We start from the raw sequence: 26,745 nt of genomic DNA, 5'->3' as shown, positions 1-26,745 counted from the left end.
AGGTCTTTGCTCCCTGGATGGTTCAGAATTTGATCGCCGCGCCCAGCGTCACCTGGGTGCCGCTGAACTGGGAAATGTCGGTGTCGGTCCGGCGCCGATAATGCTGGGCGTCGAGCGTCAGCGCGACACGGTCCGACAGTTTCCGGCTCAGCACGCCACCCAGCCGCTGGTTACGGTCGGCGTTGATCGTGAAGGGGCGCAGCGCGGCGTCCTGCCGGAATTTCCGCCGTTCCCATTCCGCGTAGAGACCGGCAGAGGTGAGTTCGGAAATGGCGAAGTCGCCCTGCACGCGATAGGCGGTCTCGATGGCGAAGCCGGCCGCTATCAGGCTGTCGTTGACGATGCTCCGTTCGGTCGTGGCGGTCAGCTTGAGGCGCGGAACCGCGTTGGTCGACAGGCTGACCTTCCAGCCCAGCCCGTCATAGCTGCCGACCGCGGCCGAATCGCTGTCGACGTCGAGCCAGCGCAGGTCCGCGTCGATCTGGGTCAGCGGCGACACCGACCGCTGGAAACGCAGACCCCAGCTGTTGATCCGGTTTTCGATTCCCAGCGTGTCGCGCTTGCTGTCGACCCGCGCATAATAAGCGGTGATCGTGCCTAGGCTCGGCTTGTTGTAGCCGATCCCGCCCATGAAGCTGTCACTGGTCTGGTCGGCATAGTCGAACTGGTCGGCGTTGCGCGTCAGGTCGTGGCTATAGGCGGCCACGGGAAACAGGCCGGGCCGCTCGCAGCTGAGCTTGGCCCCGAAGGAGGTGAAGCGCTGGAGATTCTCGGTCGCCGTGTTGAGATCGCCATAATCGGCGCGCTGTTGCCGGTAGGCGGCGCGGGGCGTGACGACACAGGTGGCGCCGAAGCGCAGGTCGGCCTTGGCCTCCGTATCGACGCGCAGCTTGCTGCGCTGCTGTTCCGACAGGAAACGGTCATAGCCCAGCTTGGCCCGAAACAGGATGTCATGTCGTCCGACCGGCCGCCCGAACCGCGCCTCTATCGATGGCGTGACGATCAGGTCGCTCTTCGGGTCGGCCACCGCGTCGTCGACGCGATAGACATTGTCGTCATAGAGCAGGTCCAGCCCGGCCGTGAGGTTGAAGCCATAGTCGACCAGGCGTCGCTCTTCGAGTGCGCCGTTGGATCCGATATTGTCCTGCGCGAACGCGACAGGAGGGGTGATCGTCAGGGCTGCGGCCGTGACGAATATGGTGCGCAGGACGCGCGTTCGACGCTCCAGGCGACCCGTGCCGGGCATGACGAAGTGCGTCCGCAGTTGCGGATGATCTGATGGGGCCAAAATGCGACTCATGTTGCGTTGCAGCAATGAGCCCATGCTAGTCGGGTTTCCGCCGCCTGCACACATGGCCACACACCGTTGGTCGCGGCAAAGCAACGGTTCGGATCGTCCGAAATGTGCGGGTTACAGGCCGGAACCCGCCATGTCGGACTTGTTAATCTGGGAGCAATCTAGCGAGCGCTGTTTGGATCTAGAGAATCACCCATCCGATTGCAGCCAAAGTGGCGATCAAGGCGGTGACGCCCGCCCAGCGCGAAACCATCTGCACGATGTTTTCCAGGCGATCGGCAAGCACCGGCGTAGCGCGACGACGGGCGGGAATATGGATTTTCGGGCTGATTTCCTCAGCCGAACGAACTGCAACGATCACGCCAGACTTCCGGTTCTGCATGACACAAAAAAATCCCGCCTGTTCCTGATGCAGGCGGGATATCGCGCGGATATTAACAAAAGGTAGGAATGCGGGGCTTCGCGCCAACCGTTCGTCGCGTTCCGCCCGGCGCTGCGGTGCGCTCAATATGCGTTGCGGTGGACCAGTACGTTGAGCGTGCCCACCAGGATGGCGATATCGCGCATCAGGCTCCAGCCGTGCAGATATTCCAGATCCGCCTCCACCCGGTTGAGGATGTCGCGCCGGGTTTCGGTCGCGCCGCGGAAGCCCCGGATCTGCGCCAGGCCGGTGATGCCGGGCTTGAGCGCGTGGCGATGCCAATATTGCCGGTCGACCTGCCAGAACAGCTGATCTTCCGCCGTCGATCCCAGCGCATGGGGGCGAGGACCGACCAGGCTCATTTCACCCATCAGCACGTTGATGAGCTGGGGCAGTTCATCGATGCTGGTCTTGCGGATGAAGGCGCCGACGCGCGTGATGCGATCATCGTCGCGGCGGGTCGATGTCGCGCCGTCCTGGCCCGCCTGGTTCACCCTCATGCTGCGGAATTTCAGGATGTGGAAGATGCGGTTGCCACGCCCGATCCGCTCCTGCCGGAAGAAGATCGGGCCGGGCGAGTCGAGTTTGATGAGGATCGCCACCGCCGCCATCATCGGGGCCAGCGCGATCAGCACCGGGACCGTCAGGATGATGTCGAGAAGGCGCTTCTTGGCCCGGTTGGCCAAGTTCAGCGGCCCGCGGGACACGACCAGCGTAGGCATCCCGCGACAATTATGGACTGCGAGCGGCGCCATCGAATCCAGGTCGGAAACGATGATTTCCCCGGAGATGTTGCCGCCCTTGAGCATTTGGGCCCAGTCGTCCTTGCGATCGAGCGCGCTGGCGATCACCACGCGGTCGAATTCCTCCAGGATTACCCCCAGCCGATGCAGCATGTAGGGATCGTCGAGGTCGGGGCGCAGGCCCGCGGCATCGGCTTCGATAACCGTCAAGCCTTGGACATTGTCGGGAAGGACGCCGCCATCGACGATCAGCAGCTGCGCGAACAGGCCGTCGCCGAAATGGCGGCGCACCGCGCGCACGATCATCATTCGCTGGACGATCAGCAGCGTGGCGCTGCACAGGATGCCCGATGTCACGCCAAGGCGGGAAAGACTGTCGGTCGCCTTGAGCGAGAACACGACCAGGAGGAAGATCAGCAGCGTGCCGGCCAGTGCCATGATCGCGCTGCGGCAGGAGCTGGTAATGCCTGTAAGGCATCGCGGATGGAACGCCTGGTTATGAAAGGCCAGTATCCCATAAACGATCATGCCACCTGCCATGGACTGCCAAAGTGCGCTCGACAGTGTAGGGAGGCCCGCCGCGCGCAGGCCCAGAGCAAATCCGGTAGCCAATGCCACCATGTCTGTCGCCAACAGTAGCAGGCACAGCGCCAGTCGGATGTTCCGGAGACTTGCGGCTGTGGTGGGATGGAAACGGGGGATATCTTTGATCGCAAGATCGATTTTCGACATCTACAACCCTTTTTGCGTCATGACGTCATGCCCGATCCATGTTTCCATGGGCGACCGGAATGAAGGCATTTGTTACGCGTGCGTTATTTTGATTTATGTTGCGTAGCAGCACGCCACAATCTTTCGCGGCTGGCAATCCACTATAGACGCCCGGAAGGGCTTTTCCGACGACTTGAAGGCGATCGGCGACGTGGCGCCCCACAAGTGCGATAACCGGAGTAAGACCATCACTGCGCTGCGCTGCGACAAGGCGCGGCTGTAGCCCGTGCGAATCAGCTCAGCAGCCAGTATCCCAGAAGGAGGACGGCGCCAGACAGCGCGGTTGGCCCCGCCCAACGCGACAGATGTTGGACCATGCGTTCGGCCCTGACGAACGCCGGCAACGGGTCTGCAACGGGAGTGACGAGCGGATGCTCGCCCGGCAAAGGATCGCACCGTGCCGGCATCGGGCCTGGGCCAGAATCGACAATTCTTTCACTCGGATCGGTCGGAACACCTATCATATGCGCTTCTTCCGTCCTCACCCTGGCCAATTCAGGCCTGTATTCCGAATTTTTTCGATGCGATCGAACAATAACTGATTTTTTCGGAATTTTCCAGTTTTACAAGATAGTAACCGCGTCAGAACGGGACGAAGTCCACTGACGTTGCAAAACACGGCTCGATCCGGCTGCTACAGCCACTTCAGCCGTTTGAAGCGGGCGTAGAGCAGGCTGCATATGACGGTTATCACCCCCAGCACGACGAAATAGCCGTAGCGCGTCTTGAGTTCGGGCATATGCTCGAAATTCATGCCGTAAATGCCCGCGATCGCGGTCGGCACCGCCAGGATGGCAGCCCAGGCGGCAAGCTGGCGGGTGATGGCGCCGGTGCGCTGCTGCTCCAGCAGGTTGGAGGATTCGAACACGCTGCTCAGCACCTCGCGCAGATCGTCGACCATCACCTGAACGCGGCGCACATGGTCGCGCACGTCGCTGAAATAGGCCCGCGCCTCCGCGTCGATGCATGGCAGTTCGACCTTCACGAACTTGGTCGCCACCTCCTGCATCGGTACCAGGATGCGCTGGAACCGGATCAGCTGGCGGCGCAGGTTGAAGATGCGGGTAATGTCGTCGCGCCCCAGGAAATGGTCGATCATCTGCTGTTCCATCGCCAGCACCTCATCCTCGATCCCCTCGATGATCGGCAGATAGCCGTCGACGATGAAGTCCAGGATGGCGTGCAGCACATAGTCGACGCCCTGCGCCAGGCGGGCAGGCACCGCCTCCAGGTCGTGGCGCAGGGTGAGATGGGCGCGCGCCGAACCGTGGCGGACGCTGATGATATGGCTGTGACCCACGAAGATCGCGGTCTCCCCATAGGAGATGGCGTCCGCTTCGAGATAGGCGGTGCGGGCGACGACGAACAGCTGGTCGCCATACAGATCGACCTTGGGCAACTGGTTCGCCTTGATCGCGTCCTCGACCGCGAGCGGATGCAGATCGTAGGTGCGCTGCAATCGGTGCATTTCGTCGTCGCTGGGATCGGCGAGGCCGATCCAGACGAATTCGGACTTGTCCGCCGAACAGGCGATCCGCTCGTCGATCGACACCGGGCGCACGCATTGGCCGTTGCGGTAGAGATAGGCGGCAATGACGGTCATGATCTCTTCTGTTTCGCTGTTGTTTCCGTCGATTAGCAGAAGCGGGCGGCGCCGTCCCGCGCGACCTGCGGTTCGCCGCGTCGGCATGTCCGCTCATGTCATTTTCGGCCATCAGGGCGGCGGCTGACTTTTGCCTGACATAGTTGGGGTGGAAATGGGGGCGCGCAAGACGATGCGCGCGGCACAGGCTGGGAGAGGGCCGGCGGCGCGCAGGACCGGAGCCTGAAACGTGACCATAATGACAATCGATTTCGAGGCGTCCTGCCTGCCGCGCCATGGGCGCTCCTTCCCGATCGAGGTGGGGATGGCGGATGATGGCGCCGCGCGCAGCTGGTTGATCCGGCCGCATGACAGCTGGGCGGGCTGGGACTGGACGGCCGAAGCCGAGGCGCTGCATGGCCTCAGCCTCAGCCGCATCGATTCGGAGGGATGGCCGGTCGAGGCCGTGCTCGCCGAACTGGCCCTCGCCGCGCGGGGGCGGCGGGTGATCGCCGACAGTCTGATCGACCAATATTGGCTGGACACCCTCGCGGCTGCCGCCGGCGCAGCTTCGCCCTTTCGCATCGACCATGTCTCGACGCTGTTCGATGAGCGGGCGATCGACGAGGCGCGGATCGGCGCGGCGGTCGCCTATGCCGACGCGCAGGGGGTGGAACGGCATCGGGCGGCGGGAGACGCGCTCTGGCTGGCCGCGTTGATCGCCCATGCCACCGGCGAGGCGCGGAGCGCGCGCGCCCTGCTGGCGGCCCAGTGACAGGCGACAATGTCGCCAGCAACAATTTGTTACGTCGAGCCAATTACGCAGACATTGAGCGCGCCTAACCTGACACGGTCGTCCGGCTTTGCGGCCGGGATGGTGCGGGCCGCAAAGGAGAAGCGTTCATGTCCCCCGCTCTGGCGTCAACCATTGCGAGTATTTTATCGGCCGTTTTCCACGCAGGCTCCGGCCTTGACGGCCAGGCGCATTGCCCGATCGCTGCGGCAGGGGATGGTGCGCGGACGCTGGCCGCATGAATCCGCCCCTGGTCCTGATCGCCGAAACCCAGCAGGATTTGCGGCGCAATGTCCGCGAATATCTGGAACAGAGCGGATTTCGCGCATTGCCCGCAGGGTCGGCGCACGACGTCTTCCACGCCCTGACCAGCGTGCCGGTGGGTGTGCTGGTGCTGGACGCGGCGCTGCGCGGTCCCGACGGGCTGGACCTGTGTCGTGACGTGCGCGAGCGCAGCGACGTGCCGATCATCCTGGTCGGTGCCAACAGTTCGGAGGTCGACCGCGTGGTCGGTCTGGAGCTGGGCGCCGACGATTATATGGCCAAGCCCTATTCGACTCGGGAGCTTGCCGCGCGGCTGCGCGCCGTCTTGCGGCGTGGCAGGGGGGAGCGCGCGCTTGGCCTGCGCCGTCAGAGCCGGGCCGTGTTCGAGGGATGGATCGTCGATTTCGCCCGCCGGGAGATTCGCGACCCGCAGGGTTTTCCCGTAGACCTGACCGCTGCCGAATTCGCGTTGCTGACCGTCTTCCTCGACCATCCCCAGATCGTCATCGCCCGCGCGCGGCTGATGGAAATGGCCGGCGTGCGCGACGCCCCCTCCTCCGACCGCAGCATCGACGTGCTGGTCAGCCGCCTTCGCCGCAAGCTGGGGGAGGGCGGGCGTGCCGCGCCGATTGTTACAGTTCGCGGCGTCGGATATATGTTCAGCGCGGTGGTCGACCGGCGCTGACGCCCCTGTTTCGCGCGGAAATGGAGCGTTTCAGCGGTTCGGCGCGTCTTTGGCACCGTTTATTAGCCAGACATATTATTTAACAAAGCCGCTGCGCCGCAGCAAAACCGCGATCCTATTCTTCACTCTGCGCCGGTCCGCCCCCTGACCGGCAACCGCATAGAGCAACAGAGAAGAGGATAGACTCCATGAACGAGCTTATCGGTCGCGTATTCAGCTTCGAAACCAAGGTCTTCCCGAACGAAAGCGCGCTCTACAACCAGCTGGCCAGCCATGGCCAGAGCCCCAAGGCACTGATGATTTCCTGCGCTGATTCGCGCATCGTGCCCGAACACATCATGCAGGCGCAGCCCGGCGACCTGTTCGTTTGCCGCAACGCGGGCAACATCGTGCCGCCGCACGCCACCCAGAATGGCGGCGTCACCTCCACCGTCGAATATGCGGTGATGGTGCTGGGCGTGCGCGACATCATCGTGTGCGGCCACAGCGATTGCGGCGCGATGAAGGCGCTGTCCACCAACGCCGATCTCACCACCATGCCTAATGTCGCCGCCTGGCTGCGTCATAGCCACGCCGCGCAGAAGGTCTGCCGCGAAAGCTATCCCGACGATCTGAGCGATGCGGAAAAGCTCCGCAACATGGCGCTGGAAAATGTCGTCGCCCAGCTCGCCCATCTGCGCACTCATCCGTCGGTCGCCTCGGGCATCGCGCGCGGCGAGATCGCCCTGCACGGCTGGTATGTCGACATTCATGCCGGCCAGGTGCTTGGCCTCGACGGCGATACCGGCCGCTTCCTGCCCCTGCGCGAAGGCCAGCCCATGCCGATCGCGCTTCCCCACGGCCGTCGCCTCGCGGGCGAGACGGTCCTTGCCCAAGCGGCGGAGTAACACATGTTGAAGGCTCTTTCCGGCGGCAATTTCAGCCGCGACTTCACGGCGTCGATCGTCGTCTTCCTCGTGGCGATGCCACTGTGCATGGGCATCGCCGTGGCCTCCGGCGTGCCGCCGGAAAAGGGTCTCATCACCGGCATCATCGGCGGCATCGTCGTCGGCTTGCTCGCGGGCTCGCCGCTCCAGGTCAGCGGTCCCGCCGCCGGTCTTGCCGTCATCGTCTTTGAAATCGTCCGCGAACAGGGGCTGTCGGCCCTTGGTCCGATCCTGATCCTGGCCGGCGCCATCCAGGTGATCGCCGGGCTGGCGCGGGTGGGCGGCTGGTTCCGCGCCATCTCGCCGGCCGTCGTCCATGGCATGTTGGCGGGCATCGGCGTGCTGATCGTCGTCGGCCAGTTCCATGTGCTGTTCGACGACAAGCCCTTGTCGAGCGGCTTGCATAACCTGATCGCCATGCCGGGCCAGATACTGGGCCTGTCGAATGGCGGCGCGGCCACGGCCTTCGCGGTCGGTCTCGTCACTATCTTCGGCATGTTGGGCTGGGAAAAGTTCCGTCCCGCATCGATGAAGCTGGTGCCCGGCGCGCTGGTCGGCGTCGTGCTGGCCACCCTGGTCGCCTTCATCCTCGACCTGCCGGTGGCGCGCGTGGTCGTGCCCGAATCGATCGTCGCGGCGGTCAGCCTTCCCGAAGCCGGGCTGCTGGCCCAGCTGATGAACCCGGCCATCATCACCACCGCCATCGCCATCGCCTTCATCGCCAGCGCCGAAACGCTGCTGTCGGCGGCGGCGGTCGACCGGATGCACGACGGCGTTCGCACCAACTACAACAAGGAACTGAGCGCCCAGGGCGTGGGCAATCTGCTGTGCGGCTTCGCCGGCGCGCTGCCGATGACCGGCGTCATCGTCCGCTCGTCCGCCAACGTGCAGGCCGGCGCCAAGACCCGCCTGTCGGCGATCCTGCATGGCATCTGGATCCTCGGCTTCGTCGCGCTGCTCCCCTGGCTGCTGCGCGAGATTCCGATGGCCGCGCTGGCGGGCATCCTCGTCATCACCGGCGTTCGTCTGGTCAGTGTCGCCCACGTCAAGCATCTGTTCCACCTCTATGGCCCGCTTCCGGCCCTGGTGTGGGCGGCGACGTTGATCTGTGTCGTGGCGACCGACCTGCTGACTGGCGTGCTGGTGGGCATCGGCCTGTCGCTGATCGAGCTGCTGCCCCATGCCAGGCGCCTGCGCCTCAACATGGAGGAGGAAAGCCGCGGCGATGCCCATGAAGTCGCGCTGCGCGGTTCCGCGACCTTCCTCAGCCTGCCCAAGCTGTCGGCGAAGCTCGAATCGCTGCCCGCCGCCGGCCTCGTCATCCTGAATGTCGAGCGCCTGGGCCATATCGACCATACTTGCGCGGAAATGCTGCGCGAGTGGGTCGATCGCCGTCGCGGCGCGGGCGCCCCGGTCGAACTGTTCGGCGCAACCGGACGGATGCGCCAACTCGTCGCCTGATCCTCACCCCCGTCCAGGCGACTGCCGGAGCCGCCGTGCCATCCCCCGGCACGGCGGCTTTTCCGTTTCCGGCACCGGACGGTTGTTGCATCCGCGCAACAGGGGCTGACTTCATTTCGCAAATGCGAGAAAAAGCGGTTTTCTATTCTGGCCGCATTGCATATTCATTGGCGCATCCACTGATACCGGGGCGCACGACAGACTTCCGGGCGGGTGGAAGCAGGACGGAACATTCTTTCGTAAAGGGGAATGTTCATGAAGTATCAAATCGCCTGTGCCGCCCTCGCGCTCATGTCCAGCGTACCGGCTTTCGCACAGGAAGAACCCACCAGCCCCGTCACCGTCACCGGCAGCGTTGGCCTCGTGTCCGACTATCGGTTCCGTGGCGTGTCGCAGTCCGACCGGGGCATGGCGATCCAGGGTGGCATCACCGCTACGCATGAAAGCGGCTTCTATGTCGGCACCTGGGGATCGAACCTGGGCGGCTGGGGCCGTTTCGGCGGCGCGAACATGGAACTCGATCTGATCGCCGGCTACTCGGCGTCGCTCGGTGAAGGCACGACGGTCGATGTCGGCTTGACCTGGTACATGTATCCGTCGGGCGCGGATGAAACCGATTTCGCCGAACCCTATGTCAAGCTGTCGCACCAGTTCGGTCCGGTCAAGGGTCTGGTCGGCGTTGCCTATGCGCCCAAGCAGGAAGCGCTGGGCAAATGGTGCAGCGACGCGGCCTGCACCGTCTTCGATCCGGGCGACAAGGAAGACAATTTCTACGTCTGGGGCGACGTCAGCGGCGCCGTGCCCAACACCCCGGTCACGCTGAAGGCGCATCTGGGCTGGTCGAACGGCAATAGCGGCCTTGGCCCGAACGGCACCTCGGTCGCGCCGACCGGCAAATATCTGGACTGGCTGGTCGGTGCGGACGTCGCCATCCCGGGCACGCCGCTGACCGTCGGCGTCTCCTATGTCGACACCGACATCGCCCGCGTCGAGGAAAACTATCTGCGCCCCAACTTCATGGTCGCCGACAGCAAGGACTTCGGCAAGTCGATCGCGCGCAGCACGGTCGTCTTCTCGCTCTCGGCCGCCTTCTGATCCTGAACGCCGGACCCGGTTCGCCGGGTCCGGCGCCTCTCTCGCGGATTGATTTTGACATTTGCCTCCCGCTAGCGGCTGGGATGGTTGCAAATGTCAGAATCGGACCACTAGTCCCCGCCGTGACAAATTGTTGCTGCTGTAGCGATCGGCCGTTTCGCTGCCGGCGCGCGGTTGACCCCCGATCGGGCCAGCCCTATCTCCCGGCCATGACCTTTCGTGCGCTGACGCTCCCATGACCGCTCCGTCGATCATCCTGGTCGAAGACGATCCGCCGCTGCGCACGCTGACCGCCCGCGCGCTTCAGGAACATGGCTATCAGGTGCGCCCCGCCTCCTCCGGCCCCGAAATGTGGGTCGCCTTCGACGCCGGCCCGGTCGACCTGGTCGTGCTCGACGTCATGCTGCCCGGCACCAACGGCATCGACCTGTGCCGCCAGATCCGCCGCAAGAGCGACGTGCCCATCATCTTCATCAGCGCCAAGGGCAGCGAGACCGACCGTATCGTCGGGCTGGAACTTGGCGCCGACGACTATCTGCCCAAGCCTTTCGGCACCCGCGAACTGATCGCGCGCATCCGCGCCATATTGCGCCGCGTCGGCGTGGAGCGCGGCCCGGACGAACATCGCGAGAGCGAGGCGCGCTTCGACGGCTGGTCCGTCAACTTCCCCCGCCGGGAACTGCGCTCGCCCACCGGCGCGATCGTCGACCTGACCGGCGCGGAGTTCGACCTGCTCGGGTCGTTCCTCAGCCATCCGCAACGCGTCATCGCGCGCGAACGGCTGATCGAACTGTCGCGCACCCGCATGGGCGACAGCAGCGACCGCAGCATCGACGTGCTGGTCAGCCGCCTGCGTCGCAAGCTGTCGACCGAGGACAAGGGCGCGCCGATCACCACCGTCCGGGGCGTGGGCTATATGTTCAACGCCGAAGTCAGCCGCGCTTGAGACCGCATGTGCGGGGGTCGCTGGGGCTGGTCGGCCGGCTCTTCGCGATCCTGCTGCTGACCGTCACGCTCGAATTTGCCGTGGGCACGCTGATCTACGAGCGCGCCAGCCAGCTCTCGTTGCAGGACGATGAGGCCCGCCGCCTGGCCGAACATCTGGTCATCGCGCGCAAGCTGCTGGCCGAACAGCCGCCGACCGAGCGGCGCGCGCTTGGCATCCAGCTGACCACCGATCGCTACGACGTCCACTGGTCGCCCGCCGCGCCGCCCCCGCCGCCGCTGTCGCCCGAACTGGAACGGATGCGGCGGCAGATCGTCGCCTGGGAACCGAGCCTGGAGAAATCCGGCCTGTGGCTCCGGATCTCGCCAGGGCGTCATTCGGAGATTAATGGCGGGTTGCAGCTGCCCGACGGCAGCTGGCTCTATTTCGGGATGCACCACAGTGGCGGCAAATGGGCCTTCACCATCGGCCGCATGGGATTGGCGCTCATCCCCGTCATTGCGTTGCTCGTCGCCGGCTGGCTGCTGATCCGCCGCACCCTGGGGCCGCTGCGCGACCTGACCCACGCCACCCATCGGATCGGACGGGGGGTGGAGGTGATCGTGCCGGAAGCCGGCACCAGCGACGTGCGCAACCTGATCGTCGCCTTCAACGCCATGCAGGCGCGCATCCATCGGCTGATCGACGAACGGACCGAGACGCTGGCGGCGGTCGGCCATGACCTGCGCACGCCCCTGTCCCGCCTGCAATTGAGGCTGGAGGCGGTGAACGACCCCGAAATCCAGGAGGCCATGGCCGGCGACCTGGAGGAAATGGGCGCCATGCTTGAATCGCTGCTCGCCTTCCTGGGCGGGGGGCAGGATCCCGAGCCGCCCGTACGTACCGACATCGCCGTCAGCATCGAAACCGTTGTCGATGCCTTCCAGGACCATGGCGCCGACGTCAGCTATGAAGGGCCGGCGCATCTGGAGATGGATGTGCGCGGCCTGTCCTTGCGCCGCGCCGTCCGCAACCTGATCGAAAATGCGCTTCATTATGGCGACCGCGCCCGCGTTTCGTTGCAGCGCCAGGGTGGAGAGGTGCTGATCCGCGTCGATGATGACGGCCCCGGCATCCCGCGCGACCGGCTGGAGGAGGTGCTGCGGCCCTTCGCCCGGCTCGACGATGCGCGCCAGCGCAACACGCGCGGCCTCGGCCTCGGCCTCGCCATCGTGCAGAAGGCGGTGGCGGCGGAGGGCGGGCAATTTCTCCTCGCGAACCGCCCCGAAGGCGGCCTGCGTGCCGAAATCTGCCTGCCGCTGCCGCGATCCGCGACGCGCGGCGCTTCCTCGGCCCGCTAAAAGAGAAGCTGTCCGTCCCCAAGCAAAACTCGTTTACCGCCATGCCCGCGCAGGGGCTATGCCCGATCCATCAAGCGCGTGAGGCGGACATGATTGCAGACGGACCGGAAGACGACAGCATCGTCGAGGGATATTGGGATATCGGGCAACTGGTGACGGAGCTGGGGGCCGCGCGCCGCCGCTGGCGACAGGCGCAGCAGCATCATGCCGAATATGGCGCGGAGGGCTTCCCGTCGCGGGCCAATCTGACGAAGATCATGCAATCGCTGTGCGGCGCGCTCTTCCCGTTGCGCCTCGGCCCCAGTTTCGTGCGCCTTCACAATGAGGACGCCTTTGTCGCCGAAACGCTCCAGACGGTGCTCAGCCGCCTCTACGGCCAGATCCGGCTCGAACTTCTCTACGCGCTCAAGGATGAGCCGGTGCAGGCGGTCGATCGCGAGGCGGCGCGCATCATCGGCGGTTTCGCGCAGAGCCTGCCGGCCTTGCGCGCGCTGCTCGACAGCGATGTCGAGGCCGCCTTCCTGGGCGATCCGGCCGCGCGCAGCGTGGATGAGGTGCTGATCTGCTACCCGTCCATGCTGGCGATCATCCATCACCGGCTCGCGCATCGGCTCCACGCGCTGGGCGCGCCCTTGGTCGCGCGGATCATTTCGGAGATCGCGCATGGCGAGACGGGGATCGACATCCATCCCGGCGCGACGATCGGCCAGTCCTTCTTCATCGACCATGGCACCGGCGTGGTGATCGGGGAGACGGCGATCGTGGGCGATCGGGTGCGGCTCTACCAGGGCGTGACGCTCGGCGCGCGCAGCTTTCCCGCGGACGAGAAGGGGCGGCTCGAAAAGGCATGGCCGCGCCACCCGATCATCGAGGATGACGTGGTCATCTACGCCGGGGCGACGATATTGGGCCGGATCATCATCGGCAGCCGCTCCGTCATCGGCGGCAATGTCTGGCTGACCGACAGCGTCCCGGCGGACAGCAACGTCCGCCAGGCCAAGGCCCAATATGAGGTGACGAGCCGCGTCGAAGTGTCCGCTCCCCACCGCGTCCATGCCCTGCGCGACAGCACGGACGGGATCGGGGAGAATATCTAGGCGATTTCCGTTCGCCCGAAGCGAGCGGGCTCTGCTATTCCGGTGCGCAACTGTCGCCCGCACCCGCGATCAGGTCCAGGCAACGCCCGTCGATTTCGCCCTTCGCCACGGGCAGGCCGATCAGCGCTGCGAGGCTGGGCATGATGTCGACCGTTTCGACCCCCAGCGGCTGTTCGAAATGGCGCATGTCCTTGCGCCAGAACAGGATCGGCACGCGACGGTCTGTGTCCCAGGGCGAGCCGTGGGTGGCGACCGCGCCCATCACCGCCCGTTCGGGGATCGACATGACGCGCGGCTTGAGCAGCAGCAGCAGGTCGCCGGACCGTTCGGAATCGAAGCTGGCGCGCGCTTCCTGGATCAGGCTCCAGCTTTCGGGCGGGCCGGAGGGAGAGGGGGTGGCGGCGATTTCGGCCTTGGTGAACACCGTCTCGACCTGCGGATGGGCGCGCAGCAGCTTGAGCGCCTCGGCTTCCACGCGCGCGCGCTGCGCGGCGGTCAGCCCCTTGTCGAAATAGAGGTCGCCCGCCGGCCCGTCACCCCAGATGACCTTCCGGCCCGGCAGGCCGGCCTTCTCGGCGACGGCGGCCGACAGCGCCTTGGGCGTCAGCGCCATGTCGACCCGGCTTTCCATCGGCATGGCGTTCAGCCGATGGCGTTCGGGCAGGTCATGGCCGCCATGGTCGGCGGTCAGCACCACCACATAGTCGATGCCATCCTTGTCGAGCCGGTCGAAGAAGGCGCCCAGTTCCTGGTCCAGCCGGTCGACCTGGATGCAGCTTTCGGTGCCTTCGGTGCCATAGGTGTGGCCGATATAATCGGTCGCCGACAGGCCGATCGAGATGATGTCGGTCTGGGTCTGCTTGCCAAGGCCCATGGTCTCGATCGCGGCGGCGGCGAAAGCCAGGGTCATCGCATCCTGTTCGGGCGAGATGCGAAAGCCGTTATAGTCGCCCGCGTCGCGCGCGAAGCGGCCGGTGCCGACCGTGCGATTGCCCGCCTGCACCGGAAAATCCTTGGCCGCACACTGGGCGGGCAGTTCGAAGCCGGGATTCGGCTGGGCCAGGCGCTGGGCGAACACCTGGTTCACCTTCGCGACCAGCGGCGGGGTGGGGACGCCCTTGTAGCTGACATAGCCCTGCGCGCCGCCCAGCCACCAGACCTGGTCGGCGGTCGGCCCGCCCATCATGATCGCCGCGCGATCCTTGCCCGCGACCGACACGACGCGGGTGGCGGGGTTCGCCGCCTTCATCCGGCCGCCCAGCGTCGGTACCTTCAGATGGACGGGCGAGGCGACATAAGCGTCGCTGTTGCTGCCCGGCGCGCTTTCATCCTCGGCGCAGTAGATCGCCTTGTCCTCACGGCCCGTGCCGAGATCGAACCAGCTGTTGGCGATGATGCCGGTGCGCGCCGGGCGGCTGCCGGTCAGGATGGTCGAATGGCCGGGGCAGGTCTCCGTCGCGGCATGGCTCTGGTAGCCGCGCGGAAAGACCGCTCCCTGTGTCAGCCGCTTGAGGCCCGCGCTGTAATATTGGCGATATTCGCTGAAAAGGTCGGCGGAAAACTGGTCGATGCTGATCGCGACGATCAGCTTGGGGGCAGCGACGGGCGCGACGGTCGCGGCAACGGGGGCGGGGGCGGGCGTTTGCGCCATGACGGGCATGGCGCTGGCGAGCAACAGGGCGGCGGCGACGCGTTTGAACATATTCTATAACCTTCTCATGCCTTGACGGCGGATAGGGAGCGACCTAGCCCCCATGCATCCACGCGACCAGAGGCCCGATGCGGATTTTTCAAGTCATATTGATGACGCTTGCCCTGCTGGCGAGCCTGCCCGCCGCGCACGCGCAGGGTGCGTTCGGGGGCGGCAAGGCGCATATCGCCGCGCGACTGGTCGCCGAAAGCGCCGCGCCCGCGCCCGGCGCGGGCACGACCATCGCCTTCGCCATGACGCCGGAGGCGGGATGGCACGGCTATTGGGAAAATCCCGGCGACGCGGGCCTCGGCATGACCGTCGAATGGACCCTGCCCAAGGGCGTCAGCATCGGGCGGTTGCGCTATCCGGTGCCGGAAACCCTGGTCATCTCGGGCCTGATGAACCATGTCTATGAAGGCCCCTATGCGGTGCTCGCGACGCTCAAGGTCGCGGCCGGCATCGCGCCCGGCACGCGGCTGCCGGTCCGGGCCAGGGCGCAATGGCTGGCCTGCACCGACAAGGTGTGCGTGCCCGAAAGCGGAGAACTGACGCTCGATCTGGTCGCGGGGGACGGGATGGTCGCGGCATCGGATCGCACGCGCTTCGACGGCTGGCGCATCCATCTGCCCCGGCCGCTGGGGTCAGAGGCGACCTATGAGGTGAAGGACGGCAGGGTGCGCCTGTCGGTGCCCTTCCCGGCGAGCGCGAGGGCGAGCGACATCCACCTCTTTCCGCTGGCCGAAGGGCTGGCCCGCTACGCCGCGCCGCAGACGGTGACGCGCGACGGCGACCGGCTGCTGATCGAAACGGACGCGGCCGAAGGCGGGAAGGGCGGCATGGTGCAGGCCGTTCTGCGCACCGGCGACCATGTCGGCTTCCTCCTGACCGCCCGGCCCGGACATGTGGCGGGGGCGAGCGGCGGACAGGCCATTGGCGGACAGGCGGGCGCGATCCTTGCCGCGCTGGGCGGGGCGCTGCTGGGTGGGCTGTTGCTTAACATCATGCCCTGCGTCTTCCCGATTCTGGGCCTCAAGGCGATGAAGCTGGCCAAGGCGGGCGGGGACGAACGCACGGTGCGGCGCGAGGCGCTGGCCTACACCGCCGGCATCATCCTCACCTGCCTCGCGCTGGGCGCGCTCCTGCTGGCGCTGCGCGCGGCAGGCGGGGCGGTCGGCTGGGCGTTCCAGTTGCAGGATCCGCGCATCATCCTCGCGCTGCTGCTGCTGGTGACGGCGATCGCCTTCAATCTGGCGGGCCTGTTCGACCTTGGCGCCTATGGCGGGAGCGATCGCCTCGCGGGGAAGGGCGGTCTTGCCGGTTCCTTCTGGACCGGGGCGCTGGTCGCCTTCGTCGCAACCCCCTGCACCGGGCCGTTCATGGCGGCGGCGATGGGGGCGGCGCTGCTGCTGCCCTTGCCCGCCGCGCTCGCCATATTCGTCGGCCTGGGGCTGGGTCTTGCGCTGCCCTTCCTGCTGCTCGCCTATCTCCCGGCCCTCCGCAATCGTTTGCCAAGGCCGGGTGCCTGGATGGGGCGCGTCCAGAAGATGCTTGCCGTTCCGATGTTCCTGACCGCGCTGGGCCTTGCCTGGTTGCTGGGGCAGCAACGCGGCGTGCCGGGCATGACGATCGGCCTTGCTGCGGCCTTGCTGCTGGCCCTGCTCCTCTGGTGGCTCGGCGGTCGGCAGCGGCTCGGCAAGGGCGGCGGGCTGGTCGCCGCGCTGGCGGCCGCGGCGCTGTTGGCCAGCGGCAGCCTCGCCTTGCCGAGCCGCGCCCCGGTCGTCGCCGAAAAGAGCGAAACTAGTGTCCAGTTCGGTGTCCAGAAACTGGCCGAGCTGCGCGCCGCCAACAAGCCGGTCTTCCTCTATTTCACCGCCGACTGGTGCCTGACCTGCAAGGCGAACGAGGCCGCCGCCATCGACCGCGCCGAAACCCGCGCCGCCTTCGAACAGGCCGGCGTCACGGTGATGGTCGGCGACTGGACCAACGCCGATCCCGCCATCACCCGCTTCCTGGAAAGCCAGGGCCGCTCGGGCGTTCCGCTCTACCTTTGGTATGCGCCGGGCAGGGAGGCCCTGACATTGCCGCAATTGCTGACTCCCGCCACGCTGACGGATCTGGTGCGCTGATGGCCAAGATCCGCGCCGACCAGTTGCTCGTCGACAGCGGCCTCGCCGAAAGCCGCGCCCGCGCCCAGGCGCTCATCCTCGCCGGCCTCGTCTATCTCGGCGACCGGAAGATCGAGAAGGCGGGGCAGCAGGTGCCCGAGGGAACGGACCTCGACGTGCGCGGCCGCGATCATCCCTGGGTGTCGCGCGGGGGCATCAAGCTGGCCCATGGGCTGGAGCAATTCGCGATCGACGTGACCGGCATGGTGGCGATCGACGTCGGCTCCTCGACCGGCGGCTTCACCGACGTGCTGCTGACCCACGGCGCCGCGAAGGTCTATGCGGTCGATAGCGGCACCAACCAGCTCGCCTGGAAACTGCGCTCCGACGACCGCGTCATCGTCCATGAACAGACCAGCGCCCGCATCCTGACCGATGCCCACATCGCCGGGCCGGTCGACATCATCGTGTGCGACGCCAGCTTCATCAGCCTGGCCAAGGTGCTGGAGCGGCCGATGACATTCGCCCGCGCCGGCGCCCATCTGCTCGCGCTCGTCAAGCCGCAGTTCGAGGCACGGCGCGAGGAGGTGGGCAAGAATGGCGTGGTGCGCGATCCCGCCGTCCATGAACGGGTCTGCGCGGAGGTGCGGGACTGGGTGAGCAGTCAGGGCTGGACCGTCGAAGGCGTGACGCAAAGCCCGATCACCGGGCCGCAGGGCAATGTCGAATTTCTTATCCATGCCCGGCTTGGTGGATAATGGACGTATGTTCGTTTTCCGCCCCGATACATATTGATACATGACGCGACCAACGGTCAGCTTGTGTCGCGTTGAAAGGCCCGATAGCCCTCTGCCATGCGCCCGTTTCTGCCTATCATTCTCACAGCCCTTTGCCTCGCCGGTTGCAATGGCGAAAAACAGCAGAAACCGCGCGCCGTGCCGCTGGTGGAGGCTGGTCCGATCGCGCGGGTCAGCTTCACCGACACGCTCGAAGCGGTGGGCACCGCGCTGGCCAATGAACAGGTGGTGCTGTCCGCGCCGGTGACGGAGCGGATCACCGCCCTCAACTTCGCGGATGGCGGCTTCGTGGCGAAGGGGCAGGTGATCGCGACCCTCGCCGTGGGGCAGGAAAGGGCCGAACTCGCCTCGGCCGAGGCGACCGCGCTTCAGGCGAGCCAGCAGCTCCAGCGCATCCAGGCGTTGAAGGCGCGCGGCTTCGCCACCGGGGCGACGCTCGACCAGCAGACCGCGCTTGCCAACTCCGCCCGCGCCAATGCCGACCTGGCCCGCGCCTCGATCGGCGACCGCGTCATCCGCGCGCCCTTCGCCGGCTGGGTCAGCCTGCGCACCGTATCGCCCGGCGCGATCGTCACCGCCGGCACCGCGATCGCCACGGTCAGCGACATCAGCCGCATCAAGCTGGACTTCACCATTCCCGAAACCCGGCTGTCGCTGCTCCGGGAAGGGATGCCGATCAAGGCGGTCTCCGCCGCATGGCCCGATCGGCCCTTTGCCGGCATGATCGCCACCATCGACCCGGTGATCGATCCCGCCACCCGCGCCATCCGGGTGCGCGCCATCCTGCCCAATCCCGATCATGCGCTGAAGCCGGGCATGTTGCTGACCGTCAGCGTCCTCGCCAGCCAGCGCCAGTCGCTCGCGGTGCCCGAACTGGCCGTTGTCGGCGATGGCGATGAGCGTTTCGTGTTCGTGCTGGAGGATCGCACCGCAAAGCGCGTGAAGGTCGACACCGGCATCCGCCAGAACGGCCTCGTCGAAATCACCGGGGGGCTGAAGGCCGGGCAGAAGGTCGTGACCGAAGGCGTGGTCAAGCTGACCGACGGGGTGACGGTGCGGCTGGCCGGCGACAAGCCCGGTCCCGCCAAGGCAGCGGGCTGAAGCCATGCAACTGTCCGACCTGTCCGTCCGCCGCCCGGTCTTCGCCGCCGTGGTCGCGGTGCTGCTCTGCATCGTCGGCGTCGTCGGTTACATCAGCCTGTCGGTGCGCGAATATCCCGACACCGATCCACCGATCGTGTCAGTCGAAACCAGCTATACCGGCGCGGCGGCATCGGTGGTTGAAACCCGCATCACCCAGTTGATCGAGGATGCGGTGGCCGGGGTGCAGGGCATCCAGACGATCACCTCGACCTCGCAGGACGGCACGTCCAACATCAATATCGAATTCGACCCCTCGCGCGACATAGACAGCGCCGCCAACGACGTGCGCGACCGCGTGGGATCGGTGACGGAGGATTTGCCGGAGGACGCTCTGGCGCCCGAAATCCGCAAGGTGGATTCGGACGCGCGCGCCATCCTCTTCATCGCCTTCTCGCGGCCCGGTTGGTCGCCCATCCAGATCAGCGACTATCTCGACCGCAACGTCGTCGATCGCTTCGCCGCGATCGATGGAGTCGCCCGCGCCAATATCAGCGGGGAAGCGCGCCCTTCGACCAGGGTCTGGTTCAACGCCGAACGGCTCGCCGCCTTCGGACTGACGCCGGCCGATGTCGAAACGGCGCTGCGCAGCCAGAATGTCGAATTGCCGGCCGGCCGCTTCGAATCGCGGGACCAGAACCAGACCCTGCGCGTCGAACGCCCCTTCGCCACGCCCGACCAGTTCGCGCAACTTGTCGTCGGCCGCGGGACGGACGGCTATCAGGTAAAGCTCGGCGACGTCGCCCGGATCGAGGAAGCCGCGGAAAATCCCTACAGCAGCTTCCGCTCCAACCAGGGGACGGCGATCGGCATCGGCATCATCCGCCAGTCGGGCGCGAACACGCTCGATGTCGCGCAAAAGGCCAAGGCGCTGATCGCGGAACTGAAGCCCACCTTGCCGCAGGGGATGCGGGTCGCCATCGGCACCGACGAATCCCTCTTCATCGAACGCGCGATCGACAATGTCTACGACACGCTGATCGAAGCGGCGCTGCTCGTCATCCTCGTCATCTTCCTGTTCCTCGGCTCGGTGCGCGCCACCATCATCCCGGCCATCACCGTGCCCATCTGCCTGCTCGCCACCTGCGCGGTGATGTGGTTGCTCGGCCTGTCGATCAATCTGCTGACCCTGCTCGCCTTCGTGCTGGCGATCGGGCTGGTGGTCGATGACGCGATCGTCGTGCTGGAAAATGTCTATCACCGCATCGAACAGGGCGAAGACCCGCTGGTCGCCGCCTATCTCGGCACCCGGCAGGTGGGCTTTGCGATCATCTCCACCACGCTCGTCGTCTGCGCCGTGTTCGTGCCGGTCATGTTCCTCGCCGGCCAGACCGGGCTTCTGTTCCGCGAACTCGCCATCGCGATGATCGCGGCGATCGCCTTCTCCGGCTTCATCTCGCTCAGCCTCGCGCCGATGCTCTGTTCCAAGTTGCTCAGGACCGCCGAGCGCGGCCGGCTGGCGCGTTGGGTCGATGCCCGCTTCCAGCGACTGGAGGACGGCTATGCCCGCTGGCTCGACGCAGTGTTGCGCCGGCCGCTGCTGCCGCTGGCCGGCGTGCTGATCTTCCTTGCGATCGGCGGTTTCTTCTTCACCCGCCTGCCCAGCGAACTCGCCCCGGCCGAAGATACGGGCGTGGTCGAAGCCCAGATCAGCGCACCCGAAGGCACCGGCTTCAATCGCATGATGGCCTATATGCGCAAGATCGAGGATGACCTCGCCTATCTGCGCAAGGATGGCACGCTTCAGAACCTGGTCATCCGCACGCCCGCCGGCTTTGGCGCGACCGACGATTTCAACGGCGGCAACATCATCGCTTTCCTGCGTCCGTGGGAGGATCGTACCATCACCACCGCGCAGGTCGCGACCGTCATCAACAAGGTGATCGCCGACCAGCCCGGCGTGCGCGGCAATGCCGCACCGCGATCGGGGCTGGGGCGCGGGCGTGGCCTGCCGGTCAATATCGTGCTGGCCGGATCCACCTATGAAGGCCTGGTGGCCGCTCGAAACCGCATCGTCATGGCAGCTGCGGACTATCCCGGACTCATCAACCTCGACAGCGATTACAAGGAAAGCAAGCCGCAGATGCGGATCGAAACCAACCTCGCCCGCGCCGGCGACCTGGGGGTTTCGGTCGATGATGTCAGCCAGGCGCTGCAAAGCCTGCTGGGGTCGCGCCGGGTTGGCACCTATGTCGACCGGGGCGAGGAATATCGCGTGCTGGTCCAGGCGGAGGATGAAGGGCGCGAGACGCTGGCGGATCTGGAGCGCATCCATGTGCGGTCGCGCACCGGCGTTCTGGTGCCGCTGTCGACGCTGGTCACGGTCAAGGAAGTGGCGGGGCCGCGCCAGCTCAACCGCTACAACAAGCTGCGCGCTATCACCCTGACGGCGGCGCTGGCGCCGGGTACTTCGCTCGGCGAAGCGCTCGGCTGGCTGGAGGAGCAGGCGCGCCAGTCGCCCGAAGTGCTGGCGCTGGGCTATCGCGGCGAAAGCCAGTCGCTGCGCGAGACGGGCAGCGCGATCTGGCTCGTGTTCGGCCTTACCATCGTCATTGTCTTCCTGCTGCTGGCGGCCCAGTTCGAAAGCTTCATCCATCCCGGCGTCATCATCGCCACCGTGCCGCTGGCGGTGGCCGGCGGCGTCATCGGGCTGGCTATCACCGGCGGGACCATCAATCTCTACAGCCAGATCGGCATAGTCATGCTGGTCGGGCTGGCGGCCAAGAACGGCATCCTGATCGTCGAATTCGCCAACCAGCTGCGCGACGAGGGGCTGGAGATCGCGCAGGCCATTCGCGAGGCCGCGACGCGCCGCCTGCGGCCGATCCTGATGACCTCGATCGCGACTGTGATCGGCGCGGTGCCGCTGGTCATCCGGGGCGGGGCAGGGGCGGCGGCACGCCATTCGATCGGCGTGGTCGTGGTGTTCGGCGTCAGCCTGGCGACGCTCATCACCCTGTTCCTGATCCCGATCTTCTATTCCCGCGTTGCCAAGCGCACGGTTTCTCCGCAAACCGTTAGCCGCAAGCTGGAATCGGCGCTCAAGGATTCGCCCGAACCAGCCGAGTGACATGCGTGGGGGTTGTTGCCGTCGATGAACCAGATTGCGTCCCAGGGTCAGTTGCGTCTCGCCTATCTGCGCTGGGCGCTGGTGACGGTGCCCGCCATCGTCTTTCTGGGCTTCCTGTCGGGCAGGCTCGCCAATAGCGGCTATGGCAATCGCTGGTTCGACGCGCTGGAAAAGCCCGTGCTGATGCCGCCCGGCTGGGCCTTCGGCGTCGCGTGGACCATCCTCTACATCCTGATGGCGCTGGCCTTCGCGATCGTGCTGGACGCACGCAGGGCAAGGGGGCGGGGCGCCGCGATCGCGCTGTTCCTGGTCCAGTTGCTGATGAACCTCGCCTGGTCGCCGCTTTTCTTTCGTTGGCACCAGGTCGGCGGCTCGCTGGCGTTGCTGCTGGCCCTCATCCTCGTCGTGGCCGCAACGATCGCGCTGTTCTGGCGCATCCGGCGCTTCGCGGGCCTGTTGCTGCTGCCCTATCTCTGCTGGCTGGCTTTCGCCTCCTTCCTCAATTATGAGATCGGCCGCCTGAACCCTGAGGCCGAGACCCTTGTCGCTCCGGCGCTCAAGACCCAGATATGAATGTCTGGCGCGCCCGACGCGCCGCAATGAGGATAGAGCAATGCAGAGCGAGAACCGCTTTTTCGACGATCTGGCCAAGCTGGTGAACGGCGCCGCCGGCACGGTGGCGGGCATGACGCGCGAGTTCGAATCCAACGCGCGCGAGCGGGCGAAGGAATGGATCGGCGGCATGGAATTCGTGTCGCGCGAGGAATTCGACGCGGTCAAGGCGATGGCCGCCGCAGCGCGGGAGGAGGTCGAACTGCTCAAGGCCCGGCTCGACGCGCTGGAAGGCAAGGCGGGCGAACCTGTCGCCAAAGGCGCCAGGACGGCCAAGCCCGCGCCGGGTGACGCAGGCTGATCCTATCTGTCCTTTCGCCCTATGCGGTGATAAGGCCCGGCGATGATGGATAGCGACGAATTTGAACATGGCGGCCAGGAAGCGGCCCCGATCGACATGCTGGCGGCCTATTTCGAGGCGCATGGCTGGAGCTTCGAGCAGGTCGGCGAGGATGAGATCGTCGCGAACACGCAGGGTTCATGGGCGCAATATGAACTGCGCGGCATCTGGCGTGACGAGGATCAGGTGCTCCAGCTCCTGGCCCTGCCCGACATCCGGGTGGCGGAGGAAAAGCGCGGCACCATCTATGAGACGCTGGGCCTGATCAACGAACAGCTGTGGATCGGCCATTTCGAACTCTGGTCGTCGAGCGGCATCGTCCTGTTCCGCCACGGCGCGCTGCTGGGTGCGGGCGGCACGCTGACGCTCGACCAGGCGCAATTGCTGGTCGAAACCGCCATCGACGAATGCGAACGCTTCTATCCGGTGTTCCAGTTCGTGCTCTGGGGTGGCAAGTCGCCCAGCGAGGCGATTTCCGCCAGCCTCATCGAAACGCGCGGCGAAGCCTGAGACGCCCCATGTCGATTGTCTGGCCCGATCATCTGTTCCTTGTCGGTTGCGGCAACATGGCGGGGCAGATGCTCATCCGCTGGCTGGATTGCGGTCTCGACCCCGCGCGCGTCACGGTGCTGCGGCCCAGTGGCCGGCCGGTGGCCGACGGGGTTGCCGTCGTGACCGACTATCCTTCAGCGCTGCCTGCGGGCACCACCGTGCTGCTGGGCATGAAGCCCTATCAGATCGGCGATGTCGCGGCCGCGCTGGCGCCGCTCTGCGCGGCGGACACGCGGCTCGTCTCGATCCTGGCCGGTACGACGCTCGCCGAACTGCGCCGCCGCTTTCCGGCCGCGGGCGACATCGTCCGGGCTATGCCCAACCTGCCCGTGGGGTTGGGAGAGGGCGTGATCGCGCTGTTTACCGACATGGCGACATCGGCCGAGGCGAGGGGCGACATCGACGCCCTGATCCAGCCGCTGGGCCTCGCTGAGTGGATCGCCGACGAAGGCCTGTTCAATCAGGTGACGGCGCTGTCGGGTTGCGGCCCGGCCTTCCTGTTCCGCTTCGTCGACGCACTGGCGCGCGCGGGTGAAGCGATCGGCATCCCTGCCGACCAGGCCGCGCGCATGGCGCTGGCGACGGTGCGGGGATCGGCCGAGATGGCCGGCCGCGCGGCGGAAAGCCCGGCGACGCTCGCCGATCAGGTCGCCAGTCCCGGCGGCATGACGCGCGAGGGATTGAATGTCCTCGACGCCGACGACCGGCTGCTGGTGCTGCTGACTGATACGCTTGACGCTGCGCGCGACCGGGGCGAAGCGATGGCGCGCGGGGAATAAGGGCGTTCCGGCCCGGACGCTTTTCAGCTAAAGCGCCCGAAAATCGACCCCGGAGTCCCCTTATGCTGTCCCCCGAAACCCCGATCCTGCTGCTCACCACCGGCGGCACGATCGACAAAATCTATTTCGACGCCCTGTCCGACTATCAGGTCGGCGAGACGGTGATGGCCAAGCTGCTGGAGGTCGCCCGCGTGAAGCGCCCTTTCCGCATAGAGGAAGTGACCCGCAAGGACAGTCTGGAACTGGACGATCAGGACCGGGCGCTGATCTACGCCCGTGTCGCGGCCGCATCCGAACGCCATATCGTCATCACCCATGGCACCGACACCATGACCGAGACGGCGAAGCAGTTGAAGGACATTGCGGGCAAGACGATCGTGCTGGTCGGCGCGCTTGCCCCGGCGCGTTTCGGTGAAAGCGATGCGAGCTTCAACCTCGGCATGGCCTTCGCCACCGCGCAGGTCGCCGAGCCGGGCGTCTACATCACCATGAGCGGATCGGTGTTCCGCGCCGACCAGGTGGTGAAGGATCGCGCCAAGGGCGCCTTCGTCCCCGTCCAGGACTGATGCCGGTCGATCCTCCCCGGAACATTGCCCCGCATTCGCGCATTGAACCGGCCGGGTGGCGTGACGAGGAGGAGTGACATATGGCCGATTATCAGGAGCGTCCGGCAACGACGACGACGGTGATCGAGAAGCGCAGCGGCGGCGGCATGACGCTGGCGGTGCTGCTGCTGGTGGTCGTGGTGGCTGTGGCCGCCTTCTTCCTGATCAGCAGCGAAACGAACAAGGACAATGCGGTGTCGACGGCCGCGACCCAGGTCGGCCAGGCCGCCAGCGATGTCGGCGACGCGGCCAAGGACGCCGCTGGCAGCGTCAAGGGCGAGTAGGTTCCGACCGGCCCACCGGAATAACAGTAAAAAGGGGCGTCCCGATCGATCGGAACGCCCCTTTTCCTTTATCGGCCTGCCGTGGTCGGCTCGGCGGAATGGTCAGCCTTCGACCTTGACGTGCTTGGGCGCGGCTTCGTTGAGGATGCGCAGGATCTTCTTGAGCGCGCTCGGCTCGTCCGTCTCCTCCATCGCCGCGAGTTCGCGGGCAAGGCGGCTGGAGGCCGCTTCGAAGATCTGGCGCTCCGAATAGCTCTGCTCGGGCTGGTCGTCGGCGCGGAACAGGTCGCGCGTCACTTCGGCGATCGACACTAGGTCGCCCGAATTGATCTTCGCTTCATATTCCTGCGCGCGGCGGGACCACATGGTGCGCTTCACCTTGGGCTTGCCCTTCAGGGTTTCCATCGCTTCCTCCAGCGTCTTGTTGGAGGACAGCTTGCGCATCCCGACGCCTTCGGCCTTGTTGGTCGGAACGCGGAGCGTCATGCGCTCCTTCTCGAACCGGAGCACATAGAGCTCCAGTTCCATGCCCGCGATCTGCTCTTTCTGCAGCTCGATCACGCGGCCTACGCCATGCTTGGGATAAACGACATAATCACCAACGTCAAAGGACAGCGCCTTGGCAGCCATTTGATACCTTTCCAATTCAACCGGGGAACGGGACGTCGCGGAGCAGATGCACAAAGGCCATCTGCCGGGAAGTCCGCGGCGCGACCCGTCAGGACATGAAGCTTATTCTCCAAGGCCGGAATAAGGGGGGCATTCCGGCCGTTGCGGCGTTATTTAGCAGATTCGTAACAAAATTACCACCCCTGGACACAAAGTCTGGGGGTGCACCGCAATATGGGACGCAATAAGGAGCGGCGCGCGGCCGCCCGGATCAGTTGCCGGAGCCGGGTTCGGGCGAGAAAAACTGCTCCAGCTTGTTCTCGACGCCGTTCATCGCCTCGGCGTCGGCCGGGGCTTCGCCCTTGACCGTGATGTTGGGCCATTCGGCCGAATATTTGGTGTTCAGCTCCAGCCACTTTTCCAGGCCGTTCTCGGTATCGGGCAGGATCGCCTCGGCCGGGCATTCCGGTTCGCACACGCCGCAGTCGATGCACTCGTTGGGATTGATGACCAGCATGTTCTCGCCCTCGTAGAAACAGTCCACGGGGCAGACCTCGACGCAATCCATATATTTGCAGCGGATGCAGTTGTCGGTCACGACATAGGTCATTGTCTGGGCACTCTATCGTTTGGAAAAGCGCGGTCCTGCTATGCCTGCCGCGCGCGAAGGTCAATGAGGATATTGTTGCCGGGGATGTAGGGCCGGTTTTGGGCGGCGCGGGCGGAAGTGCAGCGTCG

General features: G+C 65.9%; 25 protein-coding genes. 18 read left to right on the top strand and 7 right to left on the bottom strand.

What is annotated here, in order from left to right; translation table 11 throughout:
- Positions 1–22: 22 nt before the first annotated feature.
- The 4 genes from K3M67_RS11390 to K3M67_RS11375 form a co-directional block, all read right to left on the bottom strand.
- Entirely contained in the window at positions 23–1,300 is a 1,278-nt protein-coding gene (locus K3M67_RS11390) for a hypothetical protein (RefSeq protein WP_232313688.1), read from the bottom strand.
- A gap of 178 nt (positions 1,301–1,478) precedes the next feature.
- Positions 1,479–1,805 (bottom strand): hypothetical protein, encoded by a 327-nt coding sequence (locus K3M67_RS11385; protein WP_285831515.1) that lies wholly within the window; start codon positions 1,803–1,805, stop codon positions 1,479–1,481.
- Complete coding sequence (locus K3M67_RS11380; protein ID WP_066857448.1) at positions 1,802–3,193, bottom strand: sugar transferase; 1,392 nt, start codon at positions 3,191–3,193, stop codon at positions 1,802–1,804. The genes K3M67_RS11385 and K3M67_RS11380 overlap by 4 nt, the downstream gene beginning before the upstream one ends.
- A 673-nt stretch (positions 3,194–3,866) precedes the next feature.
- Entirely contained in the window at positions 3,867–4,835 is a 969-nt protein-coding gene (locus K3M67_RS11375) for a magnesium and cobalt transport protein CorA (RefSeq protein WP_285831514.1), read from the bottom strand.
- 238 nt (positions 4,836–5,073) lie between these two features.
- Here K3M67_RS11375 and K3M67_RS11370 point away from each other — a divergent pair, with 238 nt between their 5' ends.
- From K3M67_RS11370 to epsC, 8 genes are all read left to right on the top strand, one after another.
- Positions 5,074–5,589 carry a hypothetical protein gene (locus K3M67_RS11370; RefSeq protein WP_232313698.1) on the top strand — a complete coding sequence of 172 codons (516 nt, stop codon included), beginning with the start codon at positions 5,074–5,076 and terminating at the stop codon, positions 5,587–5,589.
- Positions 5,590–5,845: 256 nt separating this feature from the next.
- Complete coding sequence (locus K3M67_RS11365) at positions 5,846–6,556, top strand: response regulator (protein ID WP_285831513.1); 711 nt, start codon at positions 5,846–5,848, stop codon at positions 6,554–6,556.
- A gap of 188 nt (positions 6,557–6,744) precedes the next feature.
- Complete coding sequence (locus tag K3M67_RS11360; protein WP_066857457.1) at positions 6,745–7,443, top strand: carbonic anhydrase; 699 nt, start codon at positions 6,745–6,747, stop codon at positions 7,441–7,443.
- A gap of 3 nt (positions 7,444–7,446) precedes the next feature.
- The gene (locus K3M67_RS11355; RefSeq protein ID WP_066857460.1) at positions 7,447–8,943 is read left to right on the top strand and encodes a SulP family inorganic anion transporter; all 1,497 of its coding nucleotides are present in this window, start codon (positions 7,447–7,449) and stop codon (positions 8,941–8,943) included.
- A 249-nt stretch (positions 8,944–9,192) separates the two neighbouring features.
- Complete coding sequence (locus K3M67_RS11350) at positions 9,193–10,038, top strand: TorF family putative porin (RefSeq protein WP_066857463.1); 846 nt, start codon at positions 9,193–9,195, stop codon at positions 10,036–10,038.
- A gap of 235 nt (positions 10,039–10,273) precedes the next feature.
- The gene (locus K3M67_RS11345; protein ID WP_066857466.1) at positions 10,274–10,984 is read left to right on the top strand and encodes a response regulator; all 711 of its coding nucleotides are present in this window, start codon (positions 10,274–10,276) and stop codon (positions 10,982–10,984) included.
- Positions 10,985–10,992: 8 nt separating this feature from the next.
- The gene (locus K3M67_RS11340) at positions 10,993–12,324 is read left to right on the top strand and encodes an ATP-binding protein (RefSeq protein WP_232313689.1); all 1,332 of its coding nucleotides are present in this window, start codon (positions 10,993–10,995) and stop codon (positions 12,322–12,324) included.
- Positions 12,325–12,413: 89 nt separating this feature from the next.
- The gene (gene epsC / locus K3M67_RS11335) at positions 12,414–13,421 is read left to right on the top strand and encodes a serine O-acetyltransferase EpsC (protein ID WP_066858001.1); all 1,008 of its coding nucleotides are present in this window, start codon (positions 12,414–12,416) and stop codon (positions 13,419–13,421) included.
- A 34-nt stretch (positions 13,422–13,455) separates the two neighbouring features.
- Here epsC and K3M67_RS11330 read toward each other — a convergent pair whose 3' ends face one another.
- Positions 13,456–15,123 carry an alkaline phosphatase family protein gene (locus tag K3M67_RS11330; RefSeq protein ID WP_066857473.1) on the bottom strand — a complete coding sequence of 556 codons (1,668 nt, stop codon included), beginning with the start codon at positions 15,121–15,123 and terminating at the stop codon, positions 13,456–13,458.
- 77 nt (positions 15,124–15,200) lie between these two features.
- Between K3M67_RS11330 and K3M67_RS11325 the strand changes: the two genes are divergently transcribed.
- The 10 genes from K3M67_RS11325 to K3M67_RS11280 all read left to right on the top strand — a co-directional run bounded on the left by K3M67_RS11325 (position 15,201) and on the right by K3M67_RS11280 (position 25,398).
- Positions 15,201–17,240, top strand: a complete 2,040-nt coding sequence (locus K3M67_RS11325) for a protein-disulfide reductase DsbD family protein (RefSeq protein ID WP_285831512.1) — start codon at positions 15,201–15,203, stop codon at positions 17,238–17,240.
- The gene (locus K3M67_RS11320) at positions 17,240–17,977 is read left to right on the top strand and encodes a TlyA family RNA methyltransferase (protein WP_285831511.1); all 738 of its coding nucleotides are present in this window, start codon (positions 17,240–17,242) and stop codon (positions 17,975–17,977) included. The genes K3M67_RS11325 and K3M67_RS11320 overlap by 1 nt, the downstream gene beginning before the upstream one ends.
- A 96-nt stretch (positions 17,978–18,073) precedes the next feature.
- The gene (locus tag K3M67_RS11315) at positions 18,074–19,117 is read left to right on the top strand and encodes an efflux RND transporter periplasmic adaptor subunit (protein WP_285831510.1); all 1,044 of its coding nucleotides are present in this window, start codon (positions 18,074–18,076) and stop codon (positions 19,115–19,117) included.
- Positions 19,118–19,121: 4 nt separating this feature from the next.
- Complete coding sequence (locus tag K3M67_RS11310; protein WP_066857486.1) at positions 19,122–22,226, top strand: efflux RND transporter permease subunit; 3,105 nt, start codon at positions 19,122–19,124, stop codon at positions 22,224–22,226.
- A 24-nt stretch (positions 22,227–22,250) separates the two neighbouring features.
- Positions 22,251–22,799 (top strand): TspO/MBR family protein, encoded by a 549-nt coding sequence (locus tag K3M67_RS11305; RefSeq protein ID WP_285831509.1) that lies wholly within the window; start codon positions 22,251–22,253, stop codon positions 22,797–22,799.
- Positions 22,800–22,839: 40 nt separating this feature from the next.
- Positions 22,840–23,139, top strand: a complete 300-nt coding sequence (locus K3M67_RS11300; RefSeq protein ID WP_066857489.1) for an accessory factor UbiK family protein — start codon at positions 22,840–22,842, stop codon at positions 23,137–23,139.
- A gap of 42 nt (positions 23,140–23,181) precedes the next feature.
- Entirely contained in the window at positions 23,182–23,688 is a 507-nt protein-coding gene (locus K3M67_RS11295) for a type III secretion system chaperone family protein (protein ID WP_066857492.1), read from the top strand.
- Between the two features lie 8 nt (positions 23,689–23,696).
- Entirely contained in the window at positions 23,697–24,509 is an 813-nt protein-coding gene (locus K3M67_RS11290) for a pyrroline-5-carboxylate reductase family protein (protein WP_285831508.1), read from the top strand.
- 62 nt (positions 24,510–24,571) lie between these two features.
- Positions 24,572–25,075, top strand: coding sequence for an asparaginase domain-containing protein (locus K3M67_RS11285; protein WP_066857498.1), 504 nt, complete (start codon positions 24,572–24,574; stop codon positions 25,073–25,075).
- A gap of 80 nt (positions 25,076–25,155) precedes the next feature.
- The gene (locus K3M67_RS11280; RefSeq protein WP_066857502.1) at positions 25,156–25,398 is read left to right on the top strand and encodes a hypothetical protein; all 243 of its coding nucleotides are present in this window, start codon (positions 25,156–25,158) and stop codon (positions 25,396–25,398) included.
- Between the two features lie 102 nt (positions 25,399–25,500).
- On the opposite strand, the gene K3M67_RS11275 is transcribed toward K3M67_RS11280, so the two are convergent.
- On the bottom strand, positions 25,501–26,028 hold the full coding sequence (locus tag K3M67_RS11275) for a CarD family transcriptional regulator (RefSeq protein ID WP_021317558.1): 528 nt from the start codon (positions 26,026–26,028) through the stop codon (positions 25,501–25,503).
- Between the two features lie 250 nt (positions 26,029–26,278).
- Positions 26,279–26,617: a ferredoxin FdxA gene (fdxA, locus tag K3M67_RS11270; RefSeq protein WP_066857505.1), complete on the bottom strand. Its 339-nt coding sequence runs from the start codon at positions 26,615–26,617 to the stop codon at positions 26,279–26,281.
- Positions 26,618–26,745: the final 128 nt, after the last annotated feature.

It is taken from the genome of Sphingobium sp. V4, assembly GCF_029590555.1.
Classification (GTDB): Bacteria; Pseudomonadota; Alphaproteobacteria; order Sphingomonadales; family Sphingomonadaceae; genus Sphingobium.
The sequence above is the reverse complement of the archived record's forward strand: the minus strand, read 5'-3'. Positions and strand labels throughout refer to the sequence as shown.